This window comes from Wolbachia endosymbiont of Tettigetta isshikii (assembly GCF_041154185.1).
Lineage (GTDB): Bacteria > Pseudomonadota > Alphaproteobacteria > Rickettsiales > Anaplasmataceae > Wolbachia.
In genome coordinates this window covers 89,072-111,224 of the sequence record NZ_JBFTEN010000001.1, presented here as the reverse complement: position 1 = coordinate 111,224, position 22,153 = coordinate 89,072, and the positions used below count along the sequence as shown (strand labels likewise).

Annotated in this window: 20 protein-coding genes and 1 pseudogene; 6 read left to right on the top strand and 15 right to left on the bottom strand. The window is 36.2% G+C overall.

Going from position 1 to position 22,153, the window contains the following annotated elements:
- Nucleotides 1-11: 11 nt before the first annotated feature.
- The 6 genes and pseudogenes from AB6N09_RS00560 to tmk form a co-directional block, all read right to left on the bottom strand.
- Entirely contained in the window at nt 12-1,478 is a 1,467-nt protein-coding gene (locus AB6N09_RS00560; protein WP_411131018.1) for an alanine/glycine:cation symporter family protein, read from the bottom strand.
- Between the two features lie 2 nt (nt 1,479-1,480).
- Complete coding sequence (locus AB6N09_RS00555; RefSeq protein WP_411131017.1) at nt 1,481-2,821, bottom strand: alanine/glycine:cation symporter family protein; 1,341 nt, start codon at nt 2,819-2,821, stop codon at nt 1,481-1,483.
- Between the two features lie 31 nt (nt 2,822-2,852).
- On the bottom strand, nt 2,853-3,623 hold the full coding sequence (locus tag AB6N09_RS00550; protein WP_411131016.1) for a CDP-alcohol phosphatidyltransferase family protein: 771 nt from the start codon (nt 3,621-3,623) through the stop codon (nt 2,853-2,855).
- Nucleotides 3,620-4,312 carry a phosphatidylserine decarboxylase gene (locus tag AB6N09_RS00545; protein ID WP_411131037.1) on the bottom strand — a complete coding sequence of 231 codons (693 nt, stop codon included), beginning with the start codon at nt 4,310-4,312 and terminating at the stop codon, nt 3,620-3,622. Before AB6N09_RS00545 ends, AB6N09_RS00550 begins: the two co-directional genes overlap by 4 nt.
- Nucleotides 4,313-4,541: 229 nt before the next feature.
- Nucleotides 4,542-5,610: pseudogene (gene recA / locus AB6N09_RS00540) on the bottom strand (recombinase RecA).
- A 613-nt stretch (nt 5,611-6,223) separates the two neighbouring features.
- A complete protein-coding gene (gene tmk / locus AB6N09_RS00535; RefSeq protein ID WP_411131015.1) occupies nt 6,224-6,826 on the bottom strand; it encodes a dTMP kinase in 603 nt (200 codons plus the stop codon).
- Between the two features lie 114 nt (nt 6,827-6,940).
- On the opposite strand from tmk, the gene AB6N09_RS00530 reads away from it, so the two are divergent.
- Both AB6N09_RS00530 and AB6N09_RS00525 read left to right on the top strand, forming a co-directional pair.
- Nucleotides 6,941-7,513 (top strand): thioredoxin family protein, encoded by a 573-nt coding sequence (locus tag AB6N09_RS00530; protein ID WP_411131014.1) that lies wholly within the window; start codon nt 6,941-6,943, stop codon nt 7,511-7,513.
- A gap of 5 nt (nt 7,514-7,518) precedes the next feature.
- Nucleotides 7,519-9,237 (top strand): monovalent cation:proton antiporter-2 (CPA2) family protein, encoded by a 1,719-nt coding sequence (locus AB6N09_RS00525; protein WP_411131013.1) that lies wholly within the window; start codon nt 7,519-7,521, stop codon nt 9,235-9,237.
- Nucleotides 9,238-9,277: 40 nt separating this feature from the next.
- On the opposite strand, the gene AB6N09_RS00520 is transcribed toward AB6N09_RS00525, so the two are convergent.
- Nucleotides 9,278-9,892 (bottom strand): SURF1 family protein, encoded by a 615-nt coding sequence (locus tag AB6N09_RS00520; RefSeq protein WP_411131012.1) that lies wholly within the window; start codon nt 9,890-9,892, stop codon nt 9,278-9,280.
- Nucleotide 9,893: 1 nt separating this feature from the next.
- Nucleotides 9,894-10,373, bottom strand: coding sequence for a bacterioferritin (gene bfr, locus AB6N09_RS00515; protein ID WP_411131011.1), 480 nt, complete (start codon nt 10,371-10,373; stop codon nt 9,894-9,896).
- A 494-nt stretch (nt 10,374-10,867) separates the two neighbouring features.
- Here bfr and thrS point away from each other — a divergent pair, with 494 nt between their 5' ends.
- Complete coding sequence (thrS, locus tag AB6N09_RS00510) at nt 10,868-12,778, top strand: threonine--tRNA ligase (protein ID WP_411131010.1); 1,911 nt, start codon at nt 10,868-10,870, stop codon at nt 12,776-12,778.
- A 3-nt stretch (nt 12,779-12,781) separates the two neighbouring features.
- Nucleotides 12,782-13,291, top strand: a complete 510-nt coding sequence (gene infC, locus AB6N09_RS00505) for a translation initiation factor IF-3 (RefSeq protein ID WP_411131009.1) — start codon at nt 12,782-12,784, stop codon at nt 13,289-13,291.
- A gap of 105 nt (nt 13,292-13,396) precedes the next feature.
- On the opposite strand, the gene AB6N09_RS00500 is transcribed toward infC, so the two are convergent.
- Together AB6N09_RS00500 and aspS are read right to left on the bottom strand one after the other, a co-directional pair.
- On the bottom strand, nt 13,397-14,659 hold the full coding sequence (locus tag AB6N09_RS00500) for an MFS transporter (protein ID WP_411131008.1): 1,263 nt from the start codon (nt 14,657-14,659) through the stop codon (nt 13,397-13,399).
- A gap of 30 nt (nt 14,660-14,689) precedes the next feature.
- A complete protein-coding gene (gene aspS / locus AB6N09_RS00495; RefSeq protein ID WP_411131007.1) occupies nt 14,690-16,492 on the bottom strand; it encodes an aspartate--tRNA ligase in 1,803 nt (600 codons plus the stop codon).
- A gap of 198 nt (nt 16,493-16,690) precedes the next feature.
- On the opposite strand from aspS, the gene AB6N09_RS00490 reads away from it, so the two are divergent.
- Entirely contained in the window at nt 16,691-17,122 is a 432-nt protein-coding gene (locus AB6N09_RS00490) for a hypothetical protein (protein WP_411131006.1), read from the top strand.
- A 3-nt stretch (nt 17,123-17,125) separates the two neighbouring features.
- Nucleotides 17,126-17,737 (top strand): heme ABC exporter ATP-binding protein CcmA, encoded by a 612-nt coding sequence (ccmA, locus tag AB6N09_RS00485; RefSeq protein ID WP_411131005.1) that lies wholly within the window; start codon nt 17,126-17,128, stop codon nt 17,735-17,737.
- On the opposite strand, the gene AB6N09_RS00480 is transcribed toward ccmA, so the two are convergent.
- From AB6N09_RS00480 to AB6N09_RS00460, 5 genes are all read right to left on the bottom strand, one after another.
- A complete protein-coding gene (locus AB6N09_RS00480; RefSeq protein WP_411131004.1) occupies nt 17,721-18,461 on the bottom strand; it encodes an ankyrin repeat domain-containing protein in 741 nt (246 codons plus the stop codon). The genes ccmA and AB6N09_RS00480 overlap by 17 nt on opposite strands.
- Nucleotides 18,448-19,068 carry an ankyrin repeat domain-containing protein gene (locus AB6N09_RS00475; protein ID WP_411131003.1) on the bottom strand — a complete coding sequence of 207 codons (621 nt, stop codon included), beginning with the start codon at nt 19,066-19,068 and terminating at the stop codon, nt 18,448-18,450. Before AB6N09_RS00475 ends, AB6N09_RS00480 begins: the two co-directional genes overlap by 14 nt.
- A 577-nt stretch (nt 19,069-19,645) precedes the next feature.
- Nucleotides 19,646-19,903 (bottom strand): hypothetical protein, encoded by a 258-nt coding sequence (locus AB6N09_RS00470; protein ID WP_411131002.1) that lies wholly within the window; start codon nt 19,901-19,903, stop codon nt 19,646-19,648.
- A 101-nt stretch (nt 19,904-20,004) separates the two neighbouring features.
- Nucleotides 20,005-20,808 (bottom strand): MFS transporter, encoded by an 804-nt coding sequence (locus AB6N09_RS00465; protein WP_411131001.1) that lies wholly within the window; start codon nt 20,806-20,808, stop codon nt 20,005-20,007.
- A 287-nt stretch (nt 20,809-21,095) separates the two neighbouring features.
- Nucleotides 21,096-22,151 (bottom strand): aspartate-semialdehyde dehydrogenase, encoded by a 1,056-nt coding sequence (locus AB6N09_RS00460; protein ID WP_411131000.1) that lies wholly within the window; start codon nt 22,149-22,151, stop codon nt 21,096-21,098.
- Nucleotides 22,152-22,153: the final 2 nt, after the last annotated feature.

Below are 22,153 nucleotides of genomic sequence, written 5' to 3'. Positions count from 1 at the left end.
GTAACAAAAATCTAGCTAATCTCGTTATTTCTTAGCCTTCTCAGGTAGCATTGAACTTCATCGTTAATCTTACTACTAAAGAGTATAAGTGCTGTCATGTTGATGACAGCCAAACAAGAGAATAAAGTTCCACCGATATTGGCAATAGTCATTATATCCTTAGAAAGACCAGAGAAAAACGCCACAATTATTACCGCTATGCGATATATCACTATACTCTTTGCACCAAACAAATATAGCCATCCCATTTCACAGCAATACACAAACGAAATTACCGAAGAAAACGCAAACAAAGGTGCAGCTATTGCCAAAAGTATAGGAAACCAAGAAGAAACTGTTTCAAATGCCTTTTTAGTAATCAATATCCCTTCGCCAACACCAGTCTGATACGCACCTGTGATTACTATTATTATTCCTGTCAAACAACAAATTAACATTGTATCAAAGCATGGTTCTATCATTGCAACTAGTCCAGTTCTAACTGGCTCTTCATCTTTAGCTACTGCGTGTGTAATTGAAACAGAACCAACACCCGCTTCGCTGGCAAAAATCGCTCTTTGAATACCAGCAACGAACGCTCCAACTACTCCTCCACCAACGGCATTAAAATCTATCATATTGGAAAATAATATTTTAAATGTATTGCTAAAGTTGTGAATATTAAATGCGATTATAATGACACAACTAAAAATGTATATAAGTGACATAATAGGCACCAGCGCAGAAGATACTCTGGCTATTCTCTTAATTCCACCCATGATTACCAGAGCAAGTAATACAGAAATTATAGAAGAAAGAAACCAAGGATGACTATCCACCCAATTTGAATAACCAGATAATATTGAAACCATCTGGTTGGTTTGAAACGCTACACTTCCACCAAGACCTGATAACACAAAAAACACTGCATATATCGCAGCCAATACAATACCAAGCTTCTTAAATCCAAATTCCTCCAGCTCATTTCTTATGTATTGAAAGGGACCGCTAAATAATCGCTCCTGACCTTCTGTTCTGTGCATGAACGCTAAAGTCACTTCGGCGAATTTTGCTGACATACCAAAAAAGCCTGTAATCATCATCCAAGGCACCGCTCCTGGTCCTCCCATTGAAACGGCAATTGCAACACCAGCAACAGTTCCAAGACCTACCGTACTTGAGAGTGCGGTTACAAATGCCTGAAGATGCGTGATGTGACCATCGTGGTGATTTGTATCATATTTTCCACATAAGATAGCAAATGCATGCTTAAGCATTCTTATGTTGAGAAATTTAAAACGCAATGTTAGAAATATATAACCAAAAGCCACTAGGAGAATTACAAATGGCACGTAGAAGATTTTGAAAAACAATACCTCATTCATGAAGTTATTTATTGTATTCAACACAGCGTCATAACTCTCGTACAAACCTGAAATAGCATACGCATCATTAAACAATAGGCAAAACAATACTACATACAACAATCTACAAATCATGTTTAATACCTCTTAGAATGATAATAAGAATCTATCGTGTTTAGGACTTCCTTTCTCAGTAAATATATCGCAATAGCATTTGGAACCATAAGAGACATAAATAAACTATCGCCTAGATAAGATATAAATTCTATATTTTTTGATGTACAACTGATATACACTGAAACCACTATAAGAACTTGAAATAATATCAGTACTTTTTTGTTACCAAACAAGTACAATAAGGCAACTTCACAATAGTAACAATAAGCTATTATCGTGGAAAATGCAAAGGAGAACATTATCAGCGGAAGAACTAGCTTACTAAATAGAGGCAAGGCCGTTGAAAACACCGAACTAACTAACGTAATATCACCAATTTTATTGGTACTATTCATACCAGTGATAATTATCACAATGCCAGTCAAAAATGAGACTAATATTGTGTCTATAAATGGTGCAATCATTGCAACGCTTCCAACTTTAATTGGATCTTTCTCTTTCACAACCGAATGTGCTATAGCTGCTGTTCCAGTACCTGCTTCGTTAGCAAATACTGACCTTCTAACTCCGGCTATTAATCCACTCAGCACCCCACCTCCTATGGCTGATTTGTTAAAGATATCTTGAAATATTGTAGATAAAGCGTTTAACAGATTACTTCTGTTTACACAGATTAAATACACACACATGCCTATATACAATATTATCATAATTGGTGCTAAACCTGTTGAAACGGAAGCAATTCGTTTTATTCCTCCCAATATTACAATCAAGACAAGCAGCGATATAATAATAGACGTGTTATATTCAAAGAGGTTGTTTGACAATGCTGCAATTTGATTTGCTTGAAATGGTATACCACCCAAAATTATCGCAATAAGTAACATAATTGCATAAGTGAATGCAAGAAATTTACCAGTCCTAACAAATCCAATCTTAGCAAGTCCGTACCTCATGTAATAAAAAGCCCCGCCAGTTGAGTTTTCAGAGCGATAATTGAATGCAAGCACCACTTCGGCAAATTTTATCGACATACCAAGTATTCCAGTAATTATCATCCAAAAAATTGCACTTGGGCCCCCTATTGTGATAGCTATAGCAACTCCTGATATTGTTCCAAGACCAACCGTTCCTGAAATTACTGTTGCGAACGCTTGAATATGAGTGATTACACCTTCGTTATGATTACATTTTATGTTGAATAGCGTTTGTATTCCATGCTTGAATAACCTAAAGTTAGTAAACTTGAACTGAAACATGCAAAAAACTCCAGCTACAATTACCCAAATAATTATAAATGGAATGTTAAATATCTTTACGTATAGAAATGAATTTAATAGTTCACTTATTTTTATAACCATGCTACTTACTACTTTTTGTTACAATCTTTAGCTAACGAGCTTTATAGGTGTAATATATATAGAGCCCGATGCTTACTGGAATAGTCAGTATATATATTACACCTAGAATTGGTAGAGTAATCCAAGGCTTACTGACAAAGAATACGATAAATACTCCAAAAAGTGACACAAATATATAGGACAGGCTCCTGGGAATATAAATGTACTTTGCAGAGAAAGTTGGAATATGGCTGACTGAAAAAAATGAAATAGCTAAAAAGTAACAAGCCGTATTTCTTATGTTAAAAAATTGCTCCATAAGAAGTAAATATTCACTTTCATGAGATTGAAAGGTAATGATTATTGGCAATAAAGAAAGTAAAGCACATATCGGTGCTGGAACACCGGAAAAGAAGAATTTTCCCCAGTCAAGTTGTTCTGCATTCAGCGATACATTAAACCTTGCAAGTCTTATCGAAATGCAGATAACATATATCATTACTAATATCCACCCTATAACTTTGATTTCCTTTAACTTCCAAAAATATAAAAGAAATGCAGGTGCCGCACCAAAATTTAGAAAATCTGCAAAAGAATCAAGCTGTGCCCCAAAATCACTAGTTGATTTTAGAATTCTGGCTATTCTGCCATCCATACCATCTATAATTGCCGCAATGATAATAAAAATTACTGCAAACTCCCACTGTTCATTAAATGTAAATTTAAGCGAAGTAAGACCAGAGCATAAACCCAATAAAGTTATAAAATTTGGGAATAACTTGGCAACAGGTAAAGACCTACTGTTACCGCCATTACTGCTCATATGACATCAAAAGTAAGCTTTTCTTGAGCACTTTCCTTATTCAAATTTGCTATAATTGTTTCACCGCCAACAACAGTTTGCCCTTCTGAAACTCTTATTTCTATATCAGTAGGAATGTAAATATTCACCCTACTGCCAAACCTTATAATTCCAAATCTCTCACCTGCTTTTACGTTTTGAGACACTCTTAAATTACAAACGATGCGACGTGCAATTAATCCAGCTATTTGCTCTACAATAATTTCTTTTCCCTCTCCATACTCAACCACAACAACCTGCTTTTCGTTTTCGTTACTAGACCTATTGCTCATTGCAGACACAAACTTGCCTTTCTTATAGTGCATTTCCTTTACTGTACCAGATATTGGTATACGATTCACATGCACGTCCAAAACACTCAAGAATATGCTAACAAGCATGAATTTCTTTTCTTCTTCGTCTCCTGTTAATAAAGTGTAACTCACTTCTTCAATTTTTGAAATCACACCATCTGCAGGGCTTAGTACAAGGTCTTTATTGCCTGGAACAACCCTTGCTGGATCGCGAAAGAAATAAGTGCACAATAACGTTGGAAACAAGCATGTAACGCCAAAACCCCAAGATATAGAGAACGCTATACATGTTACTATAAAAGAAACTACTATAAACAAATAACCTTCCTTGTTTATATTAGGCAAACTAAAACACATAATCCTAAAACAATAATCTGTTATTGACAACTTATCATTTATCACTCTTCATGGGAAGTTTTTTTTAACTGCTTCAAAAAGCTTTTTGATACGAGGTAATATTGTAAATTATTATATAATAGCTAAAGCAGCCTAGGTTTATCGACGATTTGATATCCCGCTCTTCACTAGCAGAATCTATGCGAAGATACTGCAGCGGTACGACGATTGTGTCCAAACTTCAGCTAAATCAGAAAACTGATTCTTCTAAAAGCTGCTCGCTTTCTTCTTCCATCGCAATAGAGTTACCGTGATTTCTAAATAAATCTCTAATTTTCGTCTCTATTTCATTTGCAACTTCTTTGTTTGTCTTGAGGTAATTTTTTACATTCTCTCTTCCTTGTCCAAGACGTGTGTTACTGTACGAATAATAAGCACCTGCTTTTTCAAGCACACCAAGTTTTGCTCCTATATCTATCATCTCCCCAAGTTTTGATATACCTTCATTGTACATTATATCAAACTTTGCTTCTCTAAATGGAGGAGCGACTTTATTTTTACAACTTTAACTCTCGTTTCATTGCCCGTGACATTCTCTTTATCCTTTATTGCACCGATTTTTCTTATATCAAGCCTTATAGAAGTGTAAAATTTCAACGCATTCCCACCGGTGGTAGTTTCATGGTTTCCATATACTACTCCTATTTTCATATGGATTTGATTAATAAATATCAGTATACAGTTCGCTTTTGAAACTGCGGAAGTTAGTTTCCTAAGCCCATGACTTAGAAGTCTCGCTTGCAACCCCATGTGCTGGTCGCCCATATCTCCTTCAATTTCAGCTCTTGGAGTCAATGCTGTAACAGAGTCAACAACTATCACATCAACTGCACCAGAACACACTAAATACTCAACGATATGTAACGCTTGTTCTCCAGTTGTCTAGTTGCGAGATTACCAAATCATTAGTGTTTACTCCAAGTTTACGGGCATATATGACATCCAATGCGTGCTCTGCATCGATAAATGCACATAATCCTCCTTTCTTCTGGGCTTCAACAATTACATGTAAAGCAAGAGTGGTTTTACCAGAACTCTCAGGACCAAATATCTCAATTATACGTCCTCTTGGCAACCCCCCAACACCTAGGGCTGAATCAAGCGCAATTGACCCTGTGGATATTGTATTCTATCTTCTCTACAGGATTCTGCTTTAGCTTCATTATAGCGCCTTTACCTAATGCTTTTTCAATCTGGCTTATTGCGTTATCTAGCGCTCTTTGCTTATCATTATTTCTTTCTTCTGGGTTGCTTGCCATAGGTCATTTATTAATTTGTATAAATTCCATGATAATCGAACATGAACAACCTGCCAAGGGGTTTTTAATAACGAAGAACGTTGACGCTTTAGAAACAAAAACTACTTGACAAATTCCGCCGACCCTTTTATCATAGCGCTGAAGCTATTATTTATCTTCAGTCTGTGCAGATCAAATGACAAAAAAACATAGCATATTTGGCGTCTCATGTTTAATTTTTTGCACTATGTGTACTGCATGTCTTTTTAAAACTTCTGTTTTTCAAGCTGAAACGCGCTTATAAGTCGTTTAAGACATTAAAAACGCCAATGTTATAAGATAGATAGTGAATAACTAGCTACTCGGGTTTTTTGCCTTTTTTCTGCTTAGTAAATTTCTTAAATGTTTATGGCTAAGATTAGTTGCATTGAAAAGCAGCTAAGTCGCACTTATTAAGCGTTTAGGATAAAGAAACGCCAACATTTCGACACAAAAGTAAATAACTAGCTACCACGGGGCTTCTTTTGTCTTTTTTTACTTGGTAAATTTCTTAACGCTTATAGCTAAAGGTTGGTTACAAGAGATCCATTACCATAAAGCCTTGTGTCCTTTCATTTTGCTAGCAAAACCAGCTCTATTGTATAGTGCTAGCAATTCTATTGATAATTTCACCATACACTTGACTGTCATCTTTAGTTTCAACTTCAGCGATAATATTGCACCTATCAGGCTCTCCTAGCGCTATTTCTTGAAATCCTTTTCGAACTTTATTATAAAAATTAATGTCCATCTCTTCGTATTTATTTTTATCTTTTGCTCTTCTTAGCCCAACTTGAACATCAATATCTAGGATAAATGTGATATCTGGACGTCTAATTTTTACTAACTTATGAAGGTTCCCTATTAGCCATAAGTCAACTCCAAGCCCATACCCTTGATATGCAATAGTTGAATCAATAAATCGATCGCAAATCACTATCTTTCCTTCTTTTAGAGCTGGCAGTATTAATTTTTTTACATGTTCATATCTCATTGAGGTGAGCAGCAAAAGTTCAGAGATTGGATCAATATTGTCCTTAAGTAACACCCTTCTTACCTTCTCTGCAAAGTAAGTGCCACCTGGTTCTCGGGTCAATATCACATTATTTTCACCATGAATCTGCTTAAAATGACTTGCAAGTAACTCAGACTGCGTTGTTTTACCGGAGCCGTCTATTCCTTCGAAGGTTATGAACATAAGCTCTATAATCGTAATGTCAACAAAGAATATGCAAACAGTATACACAAGAACTATTTGACACTTAAGTAATAATATTATAAGCTGTGCTTGATACACAATTCTCCGTAAGCTATGGTTGCACTGAATACTCCTAAGGTAGATTTTAACTTTACCGCAAAGGATTTCAATCTTTTAGGGGTGGATAACAAACATTATACATTAAGTGACTGTCGTGGAAAAAATGGTCTTATTGTAATGTTTATATGCAATCACTGCCCTTACGTTCGATCAATTATTAGCAATCTGGTGAGCGATGTTGATTTGTTAAAAAAAGATTATCAGATAAGTACTGTTGCAATAATGCCAAATGATGTAAATGAATATCCAGAAGACTCCTTTGAAAATATGATTGATTTTGCCAGGGAAAATAAGTTTACATTTCCATATCTGATTGACAGTACGCAAGAAGTGGCTAAAGAATATGGTGCTGTTTGTACTCCTGACTTTTTTGGTTTTAATGCTAATTTAAAACTCTGCTATCGTGGACGTTTTAGTGATGCAAAAAAAGAAAAGGTTCAAAACTATAAAACAGGAAGTAGTGATTTGTTTCAAGCTATGAAATTTGTTGCAGAAACTGGTAATCCTACGGTTGACCAAAAGTCAAGCATTGGTTGCTCAATTAAATGGTCTGGTCCTACAGGTTAAATACCATGCATGGCAGCTCTCAGTATTTGTTTGATATTATAATTCTACTTTCCGCTGCTGTGTTTATAGTCATAGCGTTTTGGAAAATGAATATCAGCCCAGTGCTCGGTTACTTCGTTGCAGGCGCGTTGATTGGTTCTCATGGATTTAATCTGATACATTCAGCTGATGTAATGGATAATTTTGCAGAATTTGGCGTAGTTTTTCTATTATTCATTATAGGTCTTGAATTGACCTTTGAACGCCTTATTGCCATGCGTATCCATGTATTTGGGTTTGGTTCCCTTCAAGTTATAGTTACCATGGTAGCAATATGGTGCATTGCTCTTGCTTTTGGAGTGAACACTAACATGGCAGCAGTTATCGGCGGTGGGCTTGCATTGTCCTCAACGGCAATAGTGTTACAGGTTCTGCAGGAAAAAGGCTCTCAAGCAAGTCAAGTTGGTAGGTTGTCAATAGCAGTGCTACTAATGCAAGACTTTGCAGTGGTACCGCTAATAGTATTAGTACCCTTACTTACTGGTAGTTCTGAAAACAGTCTGATAAGCTCACTGGCAGGTTCATTAGTACAAGCAGCTATTGCATTAGTGCTGATATTTATAACCGGTAGGTTATTACTCAGACCTTTATTTTCGGTTATTGCTAAAATGGAAAGTAACGAGGTCTTTGTATCAACAACACTCTTAATAATATTAGGAGCAGCATTTATTACCGAGCAATTTCATCTATCAATGGCACTGGGCGCATTCGTTGCCGGGTTATTAGTCGCAGAAACAGAACACAGGCACTCTGTGGAACACACGGTGTTGCCATTCAAAGATTTATTTCTCGGCTTATTCTTTATGACTGTCGGTATGTCTATCGATATTGACCTTTTACTCAATAAATTGCCGCTAATTACTTTATTGTCGATCATCCTTATCGTTTTAAAAACATCTATCATATACGTATTGTGTAGATTTTTTGGGTTTAAGAGTGCACCTGCCATACAAGCTGGATTATTGCTTGCACAGGGTGGTGAATTTGCATTTATCCTGTTTCGCTTAGCAGATGAGTTAGATGTACTACCAAGTGAAATTGCTCAAGTGCTTATGATGGTAACTACGGTAACTATGGCTTTCACTCCTCTTCTATCGGGACTTGGAGAGTGGATAGCAAATTCACTTAGCACTGAGAAAGTAATATTAGACGATGAAGCAATTGAAACAGACACACAAGATCTCTATAACCATGTAGTAGTTGCTGGATTCGGCATGGTAGGATATATGGTAACAAAAATGCTTACCGCAGAGCATCTAAGTTACGTTGTTGTAGACATTCAATCAAAGATAGTCAAAGAAGGGAAAAGTGATAGCTTTCCTGTATATCTTGGAGATGCTACGAGACATGAAATCTTAAAATCAGTAGGAATAGAAAGAGCCCAAGCTCTCGTAATTTCAATAAAGAACGAAGTTACTATAAAGAAGATTGTTTCTCTAGTTGCAACAAATTTTCCACATGTAAATATTATAATACGCCTACCAGACCTGAGTAATGTAGAAGCTTACAAAGATCTAGGGGCTAGTAAAATTATTCCGGAGACATCTGAGATTGGGTTGCAGCTTGGTGGAGCGGCACTGAGCCTAAGTGGTATTAGCGAAAGCGGAGTTGAGTCCTTAAAAAGTAGATTTAGGAAAGGCAATTATAGCATGATAAAGGATATTAGCAGCGATATAGATGAATGATTATTTCTTCAGTTCTTCTCTTGTTATCCCAACGTTGATGTCAGGTACTTGAGTGGCGTTTATTTTGTCTGTAATAAACAATACACCAAATCAAGGAAAGTGCAAACCAAGTTATCGCGTATTCCAAGTGTTTCATCGGCTGTATAGTTAACTTATTGCTGAAACCCTTCTGCCACAGCATACACCGCTCTAGCTTAATACCGAGTTCATTGGAGATTTCTTCTGTACTTAGGGTAAACCATGTGTTCAAAGCAGTATCATTTTTGATTAACCAACTTTTGCTTTTACTGCTATCGCAATATAAAACTCCACTTGCAGCTATTTTCTCAATTTTTGCTTCTTCCTTCTTTTTTTCTCTTACTATTCCTTTATTCACTAGCATGTAATGTCCATTAGTGAGAAGCATGGGAGACAGCACATGATAGCCGCGTTGCCCTGCAAAAACATATAGCTCTATGTCACTTAAAATCCCATCAATCTTGATGTGTCTGTAGTTAAATTTTGCAAGATCATTATTGGATAATAGATAGACAACTGGAAGATTCATATTTTTGATAATATTGTTCTTCCAGCTCAACCTAAATAATTGCCACAACCCTAATAAAAAAAGAAGTAAGCAAGGTATAATTAAGATGAATATTGTTTTTTTTAACACCTTACATTTGTGTTTTTAGGTAATTTTCAACACCTATAAGTTCAATAAGAGGAATTTGCTCTTCGATCCAATGGTAGTGCTCTTCCTCATTTTTCAATAGTTCCTCTAATAAGATTACACTAACAAAATCTTCCTCTTTTTCAGCAACAGAAATTGCTTCCCTATAGTCTTTTAAACCTTCTTCTTCTAATTTTAAGTTATCTTCCAAGATTTTTCGTATTGTATCTTTTGTAAACTTCCCGTCGTACTTTGAGATTTCATTTGTGTCTTGAAAGTTTAGTATACCTTTAAGCAATAAAATTCTTTCTGCTATATTACTTGCATGTTCAAGTTCCTCGTCAAGCTCGTTTTTCATTTTCTCTGCAAGTTTATTGATCCCACTATCTTTGAAAATTGTAGAATGCAAAAAATATTGGCGTATAGAAGTTAACTCACCAGTGAGTGATTTATTCAAATGCCTTATTATTATCTCTTTATTCATAACCTTCCTTTAGTTTTATCTATTAGTATAATCTATATGACAATGAGAATCATAGCCTTTTTCCGATTTTGCGTCAAAACTTGCTTCTGCTCCTCAAATTGACTATGCCTAGTTGTTGGAGTAAGGTAATTGTTGCAGTAGCCCAGAAATTAGCTGTAATCATGCATAGAATGTTAGTTGATAAACAGAATTTTGTTATTAAAAATATAGGAGGAACATAAATTTTACTCAAGGTAGTAATGCCGATGGAAAGGATAAGTAAGAGCAGAGTAAAACTTAGATTTCGTATTAGACATGTTGCTGTTCACTCCTGCCTCACAAGTATAATGCGGCTTAACTGTCATACCAGACTGTGGAGAGAACCGTGGAAGCGTACTACTTTAATTTACGTAAAATTATTAAGGGTTATGGAGGTATTTTGATTTATATAAAAATTATTGTTGATTTGTGTGCAGAGCCTCTGTTGTTCCAATGTCCTCCCAATAGTTATATTTATGATTAGAATTACTTTTTCAGCTGAACAAAAAGTAGAAGAATACAGCGGTAGAGTTACTGGTTTTGACATATTACAACCAGGCGTTTTAAAAGAAGCCGTTGCCCTAAAGGTAAATGGTGAGTTATATGATCTCTCACGTGAAATTGAATCTGACACAGAAATAGAGGTGATACAACTCAGTGACGAAGTGGGTTTGGATATAATAAGGCACGATGCTGCTCATATAATGGCTCAGGCAGTGAAAGAGCTCTTTCCTAACACTCAGATTACCATCGGCCCAACAATTCAGGACGGCTTCTACTATGATTTTGCTACAGGTCGTACCTTTACCACGGATGATTTTGCTGCAATAGAAAAGAAAATGAAAGAAATCATAGAAAGCAATCACAGATTTGTTCGAGAAGTTTGGACGCGTAAGCAAGCAATAGATTTTTTTAGCAGTATAGGTGAAAAATATAAGGTTGATATTATCTCCTCCATACCAGAGAGTGAAAATCTAACTGTTTATAGACAAGGAGATTTTGTTGACTTGTGCCGTGGTCCGCACTCGCCATCAACAGGTAGAGTTAAAGCGTTTAAACTCATGAAAGCTGCAGGAGCATACTGGCGTGGTGATGCTAATAGTCCAATGCTACAACGAATATATGGCACCGTGTGGCGAAATAAGGATGAATTAAACGCTTATCTTAAGCGTTTGGAGGAGGCGGAAAAACGCGATCACCGCAAGATTGCTAAGGATATGGACTTGTTTCACATCCAAGAGGAAGCTGTTGGGCAAGTTTTTTGGCATGAACAGGGATATACTTTATATAACATTCTTGAGTCTTACATAAGGAAAAAATTAATAAACAATGGCTATACTGAAGTGAAAACCCCTATTTTAGTAAGCAAGGAGCTGTGGAAAAAATCAGGGCATTGGGATAAGTTTCGTGAAAACATGTTTATCGTTGATGAATCTGAAAGCAAAAAGCTAGCAATAAAACCCATGAATTGCCCTTGTCATGTGCAGATTTTTAACTCCCACACCAGAAGCTACCGCAATTTACCGACACGTATGGCAGAGTTTGGTACATGTCATAGAAACGAAAGTTCAGGTTCATTGCATGGACTGATGAGAGTGCGTGGTTTTACGCAGGACGATGCGCACATTTTTTGCATGGAAGAGCAGATTAATTCTGAGACTGTAAAATTTTGCGATCTTTTAAAAGAAGTATATTCAGAGCTTGGGTTCAATGAAATCTCCGTGAAATTTTCAGACCGCCCAAATGTTAGAGCAGGAGATGATGAAGTGTGGGATAGAGCTGAAAAAGCGCTGCTTGAAGCTGTCAGAGAGGCAGGTTTAAGCTATGAGCTCAACCCTGGTGAAGGTGCATTTTATGGCCCAAAGTTAGAGTTTGTTTTGAAAGATGCAATAGGTAGAAATTGGCAATGTGGAACGTTGCAAGTTGACTTCATTTTACCAAAGCGCCTGGAGGCTTTCTATATAGGAGCAGACGGACAAAAGCACCATCCTGTTATGCTACACAGGGCAATTCTTGGAACTTTTGAACGTTTTATTGGAATTTTAATAGAGCATTATGCAGGAAAATTTCCACTGTGGCTCGCTCCAACGCAACTTGCCATTCTAACAGTTACAAGCGAAGCTGACGATTATGCTACAGAAATTTACAATACTTTAAAAAAACAAGGTGTTAGAGTTAAAAACGATTTAACCAATGAGAAAATTAGTTATAAGATACGCTTGCATAGTTCAAACAAGATTCCTATATTATGGATTGTAGGTAAAAATGAAGTTGCGAGTAAAACGTTGTCAGTGAGAAATTTAGGATCAGAAAAACAGGAGTCCTCTTCCTACAAAAAAGCTGCTGAATTGCTATTAAAAAGTATTAACCTTAGTCAAGGGAGTTAAAATTTGCAAACTAAAAAACACAAAATTAATGAATCCATTACAGCTGAGGAAGTACGCTTAGTTGACCAAAATGGTAAAATGGTTGGGATTGTGGCAATAAAGCAGGCTTTGGAATCTGCTCAGAATATCGGCTTAGATTTAGTGGAAATCGCGCATGACTCAACTCCTCCAGTATGTAAAATACTGGATTACAGCAAGCAAAAGTACGATGCAAAAAAGAAAGCAAGTGAAGCAAAGAAGAAACAAAAAACGTTGACGATAAAAGAAATTAAGATAGGTCCCAATATTGGAAATCACGACTATGAAACAAAATTGCGTCACGCAAGGGATTTTCTTACACATGGACACAAAATTAAAGTCACAATGAAATTTAGAGGTAGAGAGCTCATAAACACTGAGGTTGGGGTGGAAAAACTGGAACGGCTAATTAGAGATACCGAAGATATTGCAAAGGTAGAATTAGCACCTAAACGAGAAGGAAATCAATATTTTTTAACTCTGATTGCTAGGTAGCAAAATTTGTTCACGGTAAACTGATTTTTGCTTGAATTAAACAAACTACATTTATAGTTCTAGGGTGTGATTAAAATATGAGAAATTACTATTAAAGGAAAAATTTCACCAATCAATTTTTTTATCTCTTGTTTTAATTTGCAATACAGATATTAAACTGATTAATGCACAAGCAGTAAGATAAGTACCTGCTGCAAGTTTTGTTTCGATTTTTTCTATCAGCCACATGCATATAGAGGGAGAGAGGCCACCAAAAATTCCTGCAGAGATATTGTGTGCTAGGCTAAAACCAGTACATCTAACTTTCGTTGGAAACAACTCACAAGCAAGAGAATTATATATTCCAAAAGACGCACCTATTGGTATGCTCATCAATAGAAAAGTGAATGCTACAATATAGTGGTTATCATATGATAATAGCGAAAACGCCGGTAAGCTGACACAAGCTAAAACTACTAATATAGGAATCATCACGTTTTTCCTTCCTACTTTGTCAGATAGTGTTGCAAGCAACACTGCGGATACTCCAAATGTAATTTCAACCATAATCCTTACTACATTTTTAATATCGATGCCTGAAAGAGTGAGTTCCTTTACAGATATATTATAAAACATGATTACTGAATAAACAATTGCATTTTGGGCGATGCCAAGCCCGATTGCTATCAAAAATGCCCTTTTATAGTCCTTGATTAATTCTAGAGATGGAGAATGAGATAAACTCTTATTTTGATCGTGAGTTGTGTATGCCAGGCTCTCTTTTATTATGTATCTTATTGAAAAGCCTATTACGCCCATAACGGAGCAGAAATAAAAGAGCAGTCTCCAACCCCAAATTTCATAGTTTTCGCCTGTAAATTTTTTACAAATAGTTATCATTACAAAGCATGTAATAGAACCAAGAGCACCACTAAAAGCTTTCATGCTACCTAAGAAGCCTAGATTTTTTTTATCGACCGAATGCTCTATTAAAAAGGCTGAGTTGATACTCGTTTCCCCACCTGCCGCCATTCCCTGTATTATTCTACAAAGTAGAAGCAATATAGGAGAAAATATCCCTATTTCTCTAAAGCTTGGTATAACCGCAATTGCAGTAGATGATATCGAAGCTAATATTACGGAAGTTAGCAAAATTTTCCTCCTGCCATACTTATCTCCAATGTAGCCAAAAATAAATGCACCAAGTGGTCTAAATCCAAATCCAATTGCGAAACTGCCAAGAAATTTAATTGTGCTTAAATAATCATTTTCTGAAGGAAAAAAAACATCGCTTATTATATGCGTCAAAACCCCAAATAGAGTTAATTCATACCCTATAATCATGTTGCAAATTATGCCTGATAGTATTGCTTTTTGGATGTTACTCATGATTTCTCAGTTTAATATGATCTAGGGTACTTAGTCAATGACCTGCAAAGACAATTCACGTAAATGTCCATTGTCTACCTTAGAAGGAGCACCCATTAGAACATCTTCACCTTGCTGATTCATAGGAAAACAGATTACCTCGCGAATGTTTGGCTCGTCAGCAAGCAGCATCACCATTCTATCAATTCCTGGGGCTATTCCGCCGTGAGGCGGCACTCCGAATCTCAATGCGCGCGCAAGCGCACCGAATTTTGTATCAACCTCTTCCTGGCTATAACCTGCAATGGCAAAAGCTTTGTACATAATATCCAGTTTGTTATTGCGGATTGCCCCGCTTGATAGTTCTACCCCATTACAGACGAGATCATATTGGTAAGCAAGAATGTCTAGTGGATTTTTTTCCTCTAAACCTTTCAAGCTGCCATGAGGCATAGAGAATGGGTTGTGAAAGAAATCAATTTTTTTACTTTTGTCGTCGTATATGAAATATGGAAAATCAATAACCCAGCAGAACTTGAAGATATTGCCATCTATCAGACCCAGTTCTGACCCTAAAAGGGTGCGCACTTTTCCTGCGATTGTTGCTGCTTCATTTTCTTGATCAGAAGCAAAGAACACGCTATCCCCGGGCTCTATATTCGTTATTTCCCTTATGCGATTTAACCTATTGTCATCAAGGAATTTAGCAATTGGTCCTTTTGCAGTGCCATCTTTATCAAACGTTATATATCCAAGCCCTTTGGCGCCGAATTCTTTCTGTGCGTGTTCTATCTTTTTATCAAAGAAGCTACGTGGTTCCTCTGCTGTTTTGGGAGCAGGGATAGCTCTCACTACCATGCCACGTTCAATATTGCTTTTGAAAATATTGAACCCTGAATCGCGGAAAATTTCTGTAACATCGCTGATTAATAGTGGATTACGCAAATCTGGCTTTTCAGAGCCATACTTAAGCACCGCCTCTTTGTATGTAATGCGTGGAAAGTCTTTGTCAACAGACTTGCAAGAAAATTTGACGAACACTTCATATAAAATAGATTCAATAACGTCAAATATGTCCTCTTGAGTTACAAAAGACATTTCAAGGTCTAGCTGATAAAATTCCCCAGGAGAACGATCAGCCCTTGCATCTTCATCACGAAAACATGGTGCAATTTGAAAATATTTATCAAACCCTGAAACCATGAGCAACTGTTTGAAAATCTGTGGAGCTTGTGGCAATGCATAGAATTTACCAGGGTTTAGCCTGCTTGGCACTAGGTAATCGCGTGCTCCTTCAGGGGAGGAAGCCGTGAGTATTGGAGTTTGAATCTCCAAAAACCCTTGCTCTATCATGAACCTGCGGAGTTCCGCAATGATTTGTGAACGCAAAATAATGTTGTTGCGGGCTTTTTCACGCCTTAAGTCAAGAAATCGGTATTTAAATCTTATGTTTTCTGGGTATTCTTGCTCACTGGCAATGCTTGCTAATATACTTCTTTCTTCTTTTGCTATTTCTTCATCGTGGTGGAACTCAACTTCCGACTCAACGCACAAATTGTTGACTATCACCTCTATTTCTCCGGTAGAAATAGAGCTGTTTACCGCATCTTCAGTTCTAGCTTTGACTATGCCCGTAACAGTAATTACACTTTCTGATTTTAAATTTGATATTTCATCAAAAAAATCTTTGTCATTGTTAAATACTAACTGAGTGATTCCATAAAAGTCTCTTAAATCAACAAAAATCAGATTACCGTGGTCGCGCTTGCGGTATAACCATCCAGAGAAGGTAACTTCCTTTTCTACATCGCTCTTTCTCAGTTCATTGCACGTGTGAGTTTTATAGTAGTTCATATTTGTTTGGTCACCAGAATTCTTTAAGCAGTATAGAAATAAACCTTATTGTATACAAGCCCATTCATCACATATTTACACAACTTGCGAGATAGAGAAATGTTGCCTTGTGCTGCCTTTGCTCACACATAAGTTTGCAGAATTTCTATAATTGTGGTATAATAATAAGGGTATTTTCAATAAACCTGGATACGAAAAATGCCATTTGCACAGATCATAATATATAGCATAACATTGCTTGCTGCGGCTGCGGTATTTTTCTTTTTGATAAATATATACAAGAACCGAATTCGAAAAGTCATGTTTCCTAAAAAAGTCCTTGAAGAAGAGTGGGAGGAGGACAGAAAATTCAATGAATTATATCAAAAGAATAAGCAAAAAGAGTTGATGAAACATCAAAAAATACTGCACGAAAAGCAAAAAGATATACGGGTTTACAAAGAAGATCCAGAAATAGTTGACATTGTAAAGCCAGTAGGTAAATGGACAAAAATGGTTATGTTAAGTGATGGATTTATGCAGCGTTTGGCACAATTAATAAACAGAGAAGGTGGTAAGAAAGGGTTTTGGGAGCTGTTTGTAAAAGCTCAGGCTTCAACTCAAGGTAAACATAAAGGGAAAGGCAAATAATTCATGCTTGAATGTGAAAATTTATCCTGCGCCCGTAATAATAAAATGTTATTTAAAAATCTCAGTTTTCAAGCTAAGCCAAAATCTAAGATCTTAATCACTGGTCCAAATGGTAGCGGTAAAACCAGCTTAATCAGAAGCTTATCCGGACTGTTGCCACCAGTATCAGGCAACATAATGCACTGTGGAAAAGACATATATGATGACCCAAAGTCTTATATACCTTCTATGGTCTATATAGGGCATAAAAATGCCTGCAAGAATAGTCTAACTGTTGCTGAAAACATAGAACTCTGGGCAGGAATACGAGATACTAAAGAATTGATTATGGCCGCTGTCTGTTGTTTACAGTTGCAACCTGTACTTAATATTAGATATGGTGAACTTTCTACAGGTTGGAAAAGAAGAGTTGCACTTGCTCGCCTTTTAATCTCTAATGCGAATATTTGGCTGATAGATGAACCATTTTGTAATCTTGATAGTACAACCTGTGAATTAGTGCTGAACCTAATCTCAATACGTTCTGAACAAAATGGTATAGTAATTATTACAGGACATAGCTCTACGAAGCAATTGTGTGATTTTACTACAATTGACCTTATACTTTTTGCGTAATTGAAGATCTCACCATTTCGCCCTCTACTTCATTGAGAATGCCGCATGGTTTTTTTGCAGCAATTTCTCGAATGCCTTTCATAATAGAACATACTACTAGTGCTGAACCAAGGGTCATAACAGTTAGTGTAGTTAATACTGCTAATTGCACTTTTATCTCTAAACTTGTTTTTGCTCCATTTTCTTTTAGGAATTGAGTCATACTTTGATTGCTTTTCTGCATGGCAAGGTCTAAAGAAGTCAATCCCTTTTCATCTTTTGTATTAACGTTCGCTCCTTGTTTTAAAAGAAGCTCTGTCTTTTTTATATCACCTTCTTTTACTGCACGAAGTAGGCAGCTTTCACCATTTATCTTATTCTCAATGTCTGCTCCATAAGATCTTAATACTTCAATAGCTTTCTCATTTCCACTATTAAGTGCGATATCCAAAGCATCTATTCCAGCTTTATTTTTATAATCAATAAAGCTCTTTAATTTATTGCTGCCGAAGTTTTCTACATATTGCTCAATGATGAGTTTTACCACTTTCCAAGGACAATTATTAGCAGCAGGAAAAAGTACCGTATTGTTATTATTGTCTCTTCTTGTTATGTTTGCTTTGAGTTCGCCTATCAAATACTTGATAACTTCTATTCTGCTATCGTTTTCTGCTTCGGTGCACTGCCTGGTAGCCAAAAATAGGGATGCTCGTCCATTATTACCTGTATCTTCAATTTTGTCCATTGTCAACCAAGGCTCGTATTATACTTTTGTTTCCATATAAAGCAGCAAAGTGGAGAGAAGTGTGTCCTTCGGTGCTTTCTCTCTCATCGATTACTGCACCATGGTTAGTTAGTAGTTCTATAAATTCTTGCGTATTTGCAAAAATTGCCAAGTGCATTGGTGTTAAATCATCTTTACCATGATTGTTGGTTTTTGCATTAACATTTGCTTCATTTTTTATCAGCAATTTCGCTATTTCTAGTTGTTTGCGTCCGATGGCAATGTGCAGTGGTGTACGATTGCGTTCGTAATTATCATTGACATTTGCACCATACTTTACCAGTAGCTTTGCTACTTCAGCATTACCCTTCCAAATTGCAACGTATAAAGGGGTACGTCCATCTCTATTATGTGCATCAAGATTTGTCCTTAAATTAACTAAATTCCTAATTAATTTCTCAATTATCTCTAATTGAACAGTTTTATCTAGTTTAGCCCATTCTTCTTTTCCTTCTATGATGTCAGAAAGTAAGTTCGACATACAGTAAGGATCTCTAAGTTCCTCTGAACTTAGCTTTATTTCTTGCGTCCCTACTCTAAGAGAGTATTCTTCTATTTCCTCTATCATAAGAAATTGCGCACATGTTAATTCATATATTGTTAAGGACTATTATTAAATTTTTATTAATATTAGTAATGATTAAAATTTTAGTTAAAATGAAAGCAGACTTCTCGCATGACCTAGAAAAAAGATAGTTACTTTAAATATTGGCGTTTTCTGTAACGCTGCATTCTCTTAAATTGCTTTCGCTATAAATATTAAGAAATTTACCAAGTAAAAAAAAAAGTAAAGAAACCCCTAGTGGCAAGTTTTGACTCTATAATACTTTAAATTGCCGCTATAATAATTTACTGACGCTTAGTTTAAACACGATTTGGCTGAATGTAGAAAAAATGAAAAAGACATGCAGCCGCTATAATTTGATACAATCCGCCAAAAAATACCCTGAGTTTTTTACTGAATTTTGTCATTGAGCCTGCAGATCAAAAACAAGTTTTGAGTAAGAAATACCCTTATTGTTATAATAATAAAGTCGGCGAAATTTGTCAAGTAGTTTTTCGTTTCTATCGAATTCCCGTGGCTTCTGAATATATAGTGAAATATATAGGCATAAAAGAACTTGAACCTGGGTGGAGTTATTCATTTATACTGCACCTTTTAAAAGCAATAAATAAACAGTAAAAATAAATGCTAGTACTGACGAAGACAAAACAAGAATAGCTGCACTGATTGCTTGACCATTGTAAACACAGCTCGTTAAGCCAATAAAAACAGCCATAATAAAAGATCTGATAAATGCAACTGCAGAAGAAGATGTACCTCTGATTTCAGGGAAAACATTAAGTGATGCGTTAAAAAGCACTGCCTGGCAAATTGCACAACCAATAACAAAAATGACCATAGATAGTGTTACTAAGTAGAAAGAATGGAGTATGATTACACTGAATATCAAAAGTAATATAGACCCAATCATGATCACACTTACACCATAAACTACACACCTTATTGCCCAAATTTCTGTAAGATCTTGCCAGTAAATAGACTGACGAGTGAGAAGGATCCAACTATTGCACCTTGATGCAGTGCATAAATAGCGCTTGGCAAACCAAAAGTCTCCATGTATAAAAAAGTTCCACAAGTGATAAATGACATATAAGCAGCAAAAAAAAGGCTCATTATCAAAGACAGTGCCATAAATTTTGAACTCAATGATAGCTTCCCATAGTCTTTCATCATTTTTTTCAAATTAAAGATATCGCGGTCCTTTTTCGTTTCCGGTAACAGAAAAAGCAGCAAAGCCCAGGAGATTAAACAAAGTATTGCAACACTTGTATAATTGCCACGCCATCCCACAATTTCATTGATGAAACTGCCCAAAACCGGTGCAACTGCCATGACAACTGTGAGAACAGAATTCATGATTCCGATAAACTTCACTGCTTCGTCGCCTTTATAGCTATCTGCAACAATTGCAAATACAACTACAGATGTGCTAACACCAATGCCTTGAATAAAGCGAGAAATTAAAAGCCAAAAAACTGAAGGTGCAAAAACACAGCCAACAGCACCAACGAGTAGTAAAGTGTTGCCTATTATCATAATTCTCCTTCTGCCATAGCATTCAGACAATGGACCAAAGAATAACCCTCCTATGCAAAAACCTAGGAAATTGTAAGCAATAGTTAATTGAATTGTGCCTTCTGACACATTGAAATAGCGCACTATATCCGGAAAGCTAGGTACAGAAACATCGATTTCAATAAACTTGGCAATCAAAGATAAGATCAACAGAAATGGTAGTAGCATTTAAAATTTTCAACTAATTGATAAAATTATCCCATCTAAAGCGTTTAGCAAAGAATATTTTTCATTACTTTACCAAAATTACTGGGAATACTCACGTAAAGAAGTAATGGAATCAAGATAGGATGGACACCAGCAAGAGAAATACAACAACCATACGCGTTAAATTAAAGGCAAATTTTCAAAAAGGGAAAACAACTTTTAGCTTATTGTCGGAAATGTTCAATATTGAAATAACTCTTCCCGCTGTTATTTTCCCTTAACTTGGGCATATGTAAAATATTCGCGCATTACGCGCTGCCATTTGGTGTACAGGAGTTACAGCGTTCCCTCGCCAAAATCTCGAGAATCTGCACTATATTTAGTGCTGCACCTTTACGCAGATTGTCAGCCACTATCCACATGTTTAATCCGTGTTCAACGGTATTGTCTTTTCTAATACGCGATACATATACAGCGTCCTCCTGTACAACATCAATTTGAGTTGTATATTCACCATCTTCGCGCCTATCATACACTAAAATTCCATTGTCTTCGGTTTCACTTAGCACTCTACGAGCTTGTTCTTCAGTTATGGGATGATAAAACTCTATATTCACTGCTATAGCATGACCAATAAAAACGGGCACTCTCACGCAAGTTGCAGTAACTTTTATATCTTCTCCTAAGATTTTTTTTGTTTCCTCTTGCATTTTCCATTCCTCTTTTGTGGAGCCATCTTCCATGAATTCTCCTATGTGAGGAATACAATTAAATGCTATTTGCTTAGGAAATATCTCGGGTTTTTTGGTTTCACTCATAAAGATTTTTTTTGTCTGATGATAAAGTTCATCCATTGCTGCTTTGCCTGCGCCAGAGGTTGATTGATAAGTTGAAGTAACAATTCTCTTTATTTGTGCTTTTTGGTGTAATAAGTGCAGTACTAGCAACATCTGTATTATAGTACAGTTTGGATTGGATATTATGTTGTGGTTTTTGTATTCCATGATTTTTTCTTTATTAATCTCTGGAATGGTCAGCGGTACACCTTCTTTCATCCTGAAATGGAAACTATTATCTATCACAACGCATCCGGCCTCAGTTGCAATTGGTACGTATTTTTCAGAAACATGAGTACCAGCGCAGAAAATGGCTATATTGGCTCCAACAAAATCATAATCCTCAAGACATAAGACAGTTAGTTCTTCATCACCAAAACTCACCTTTTTTCCCTTTGATTTTTTTGATGCGAGTACGGTAATAGAATCTATCGAAATTTTTCCTTCGTCTTGAAACTCAGCAAGTATACTCAGCACCTCGCGTCCCACTCTTCCCGTTGCTCCAACAACAGCAATTTTATGTCCCATAT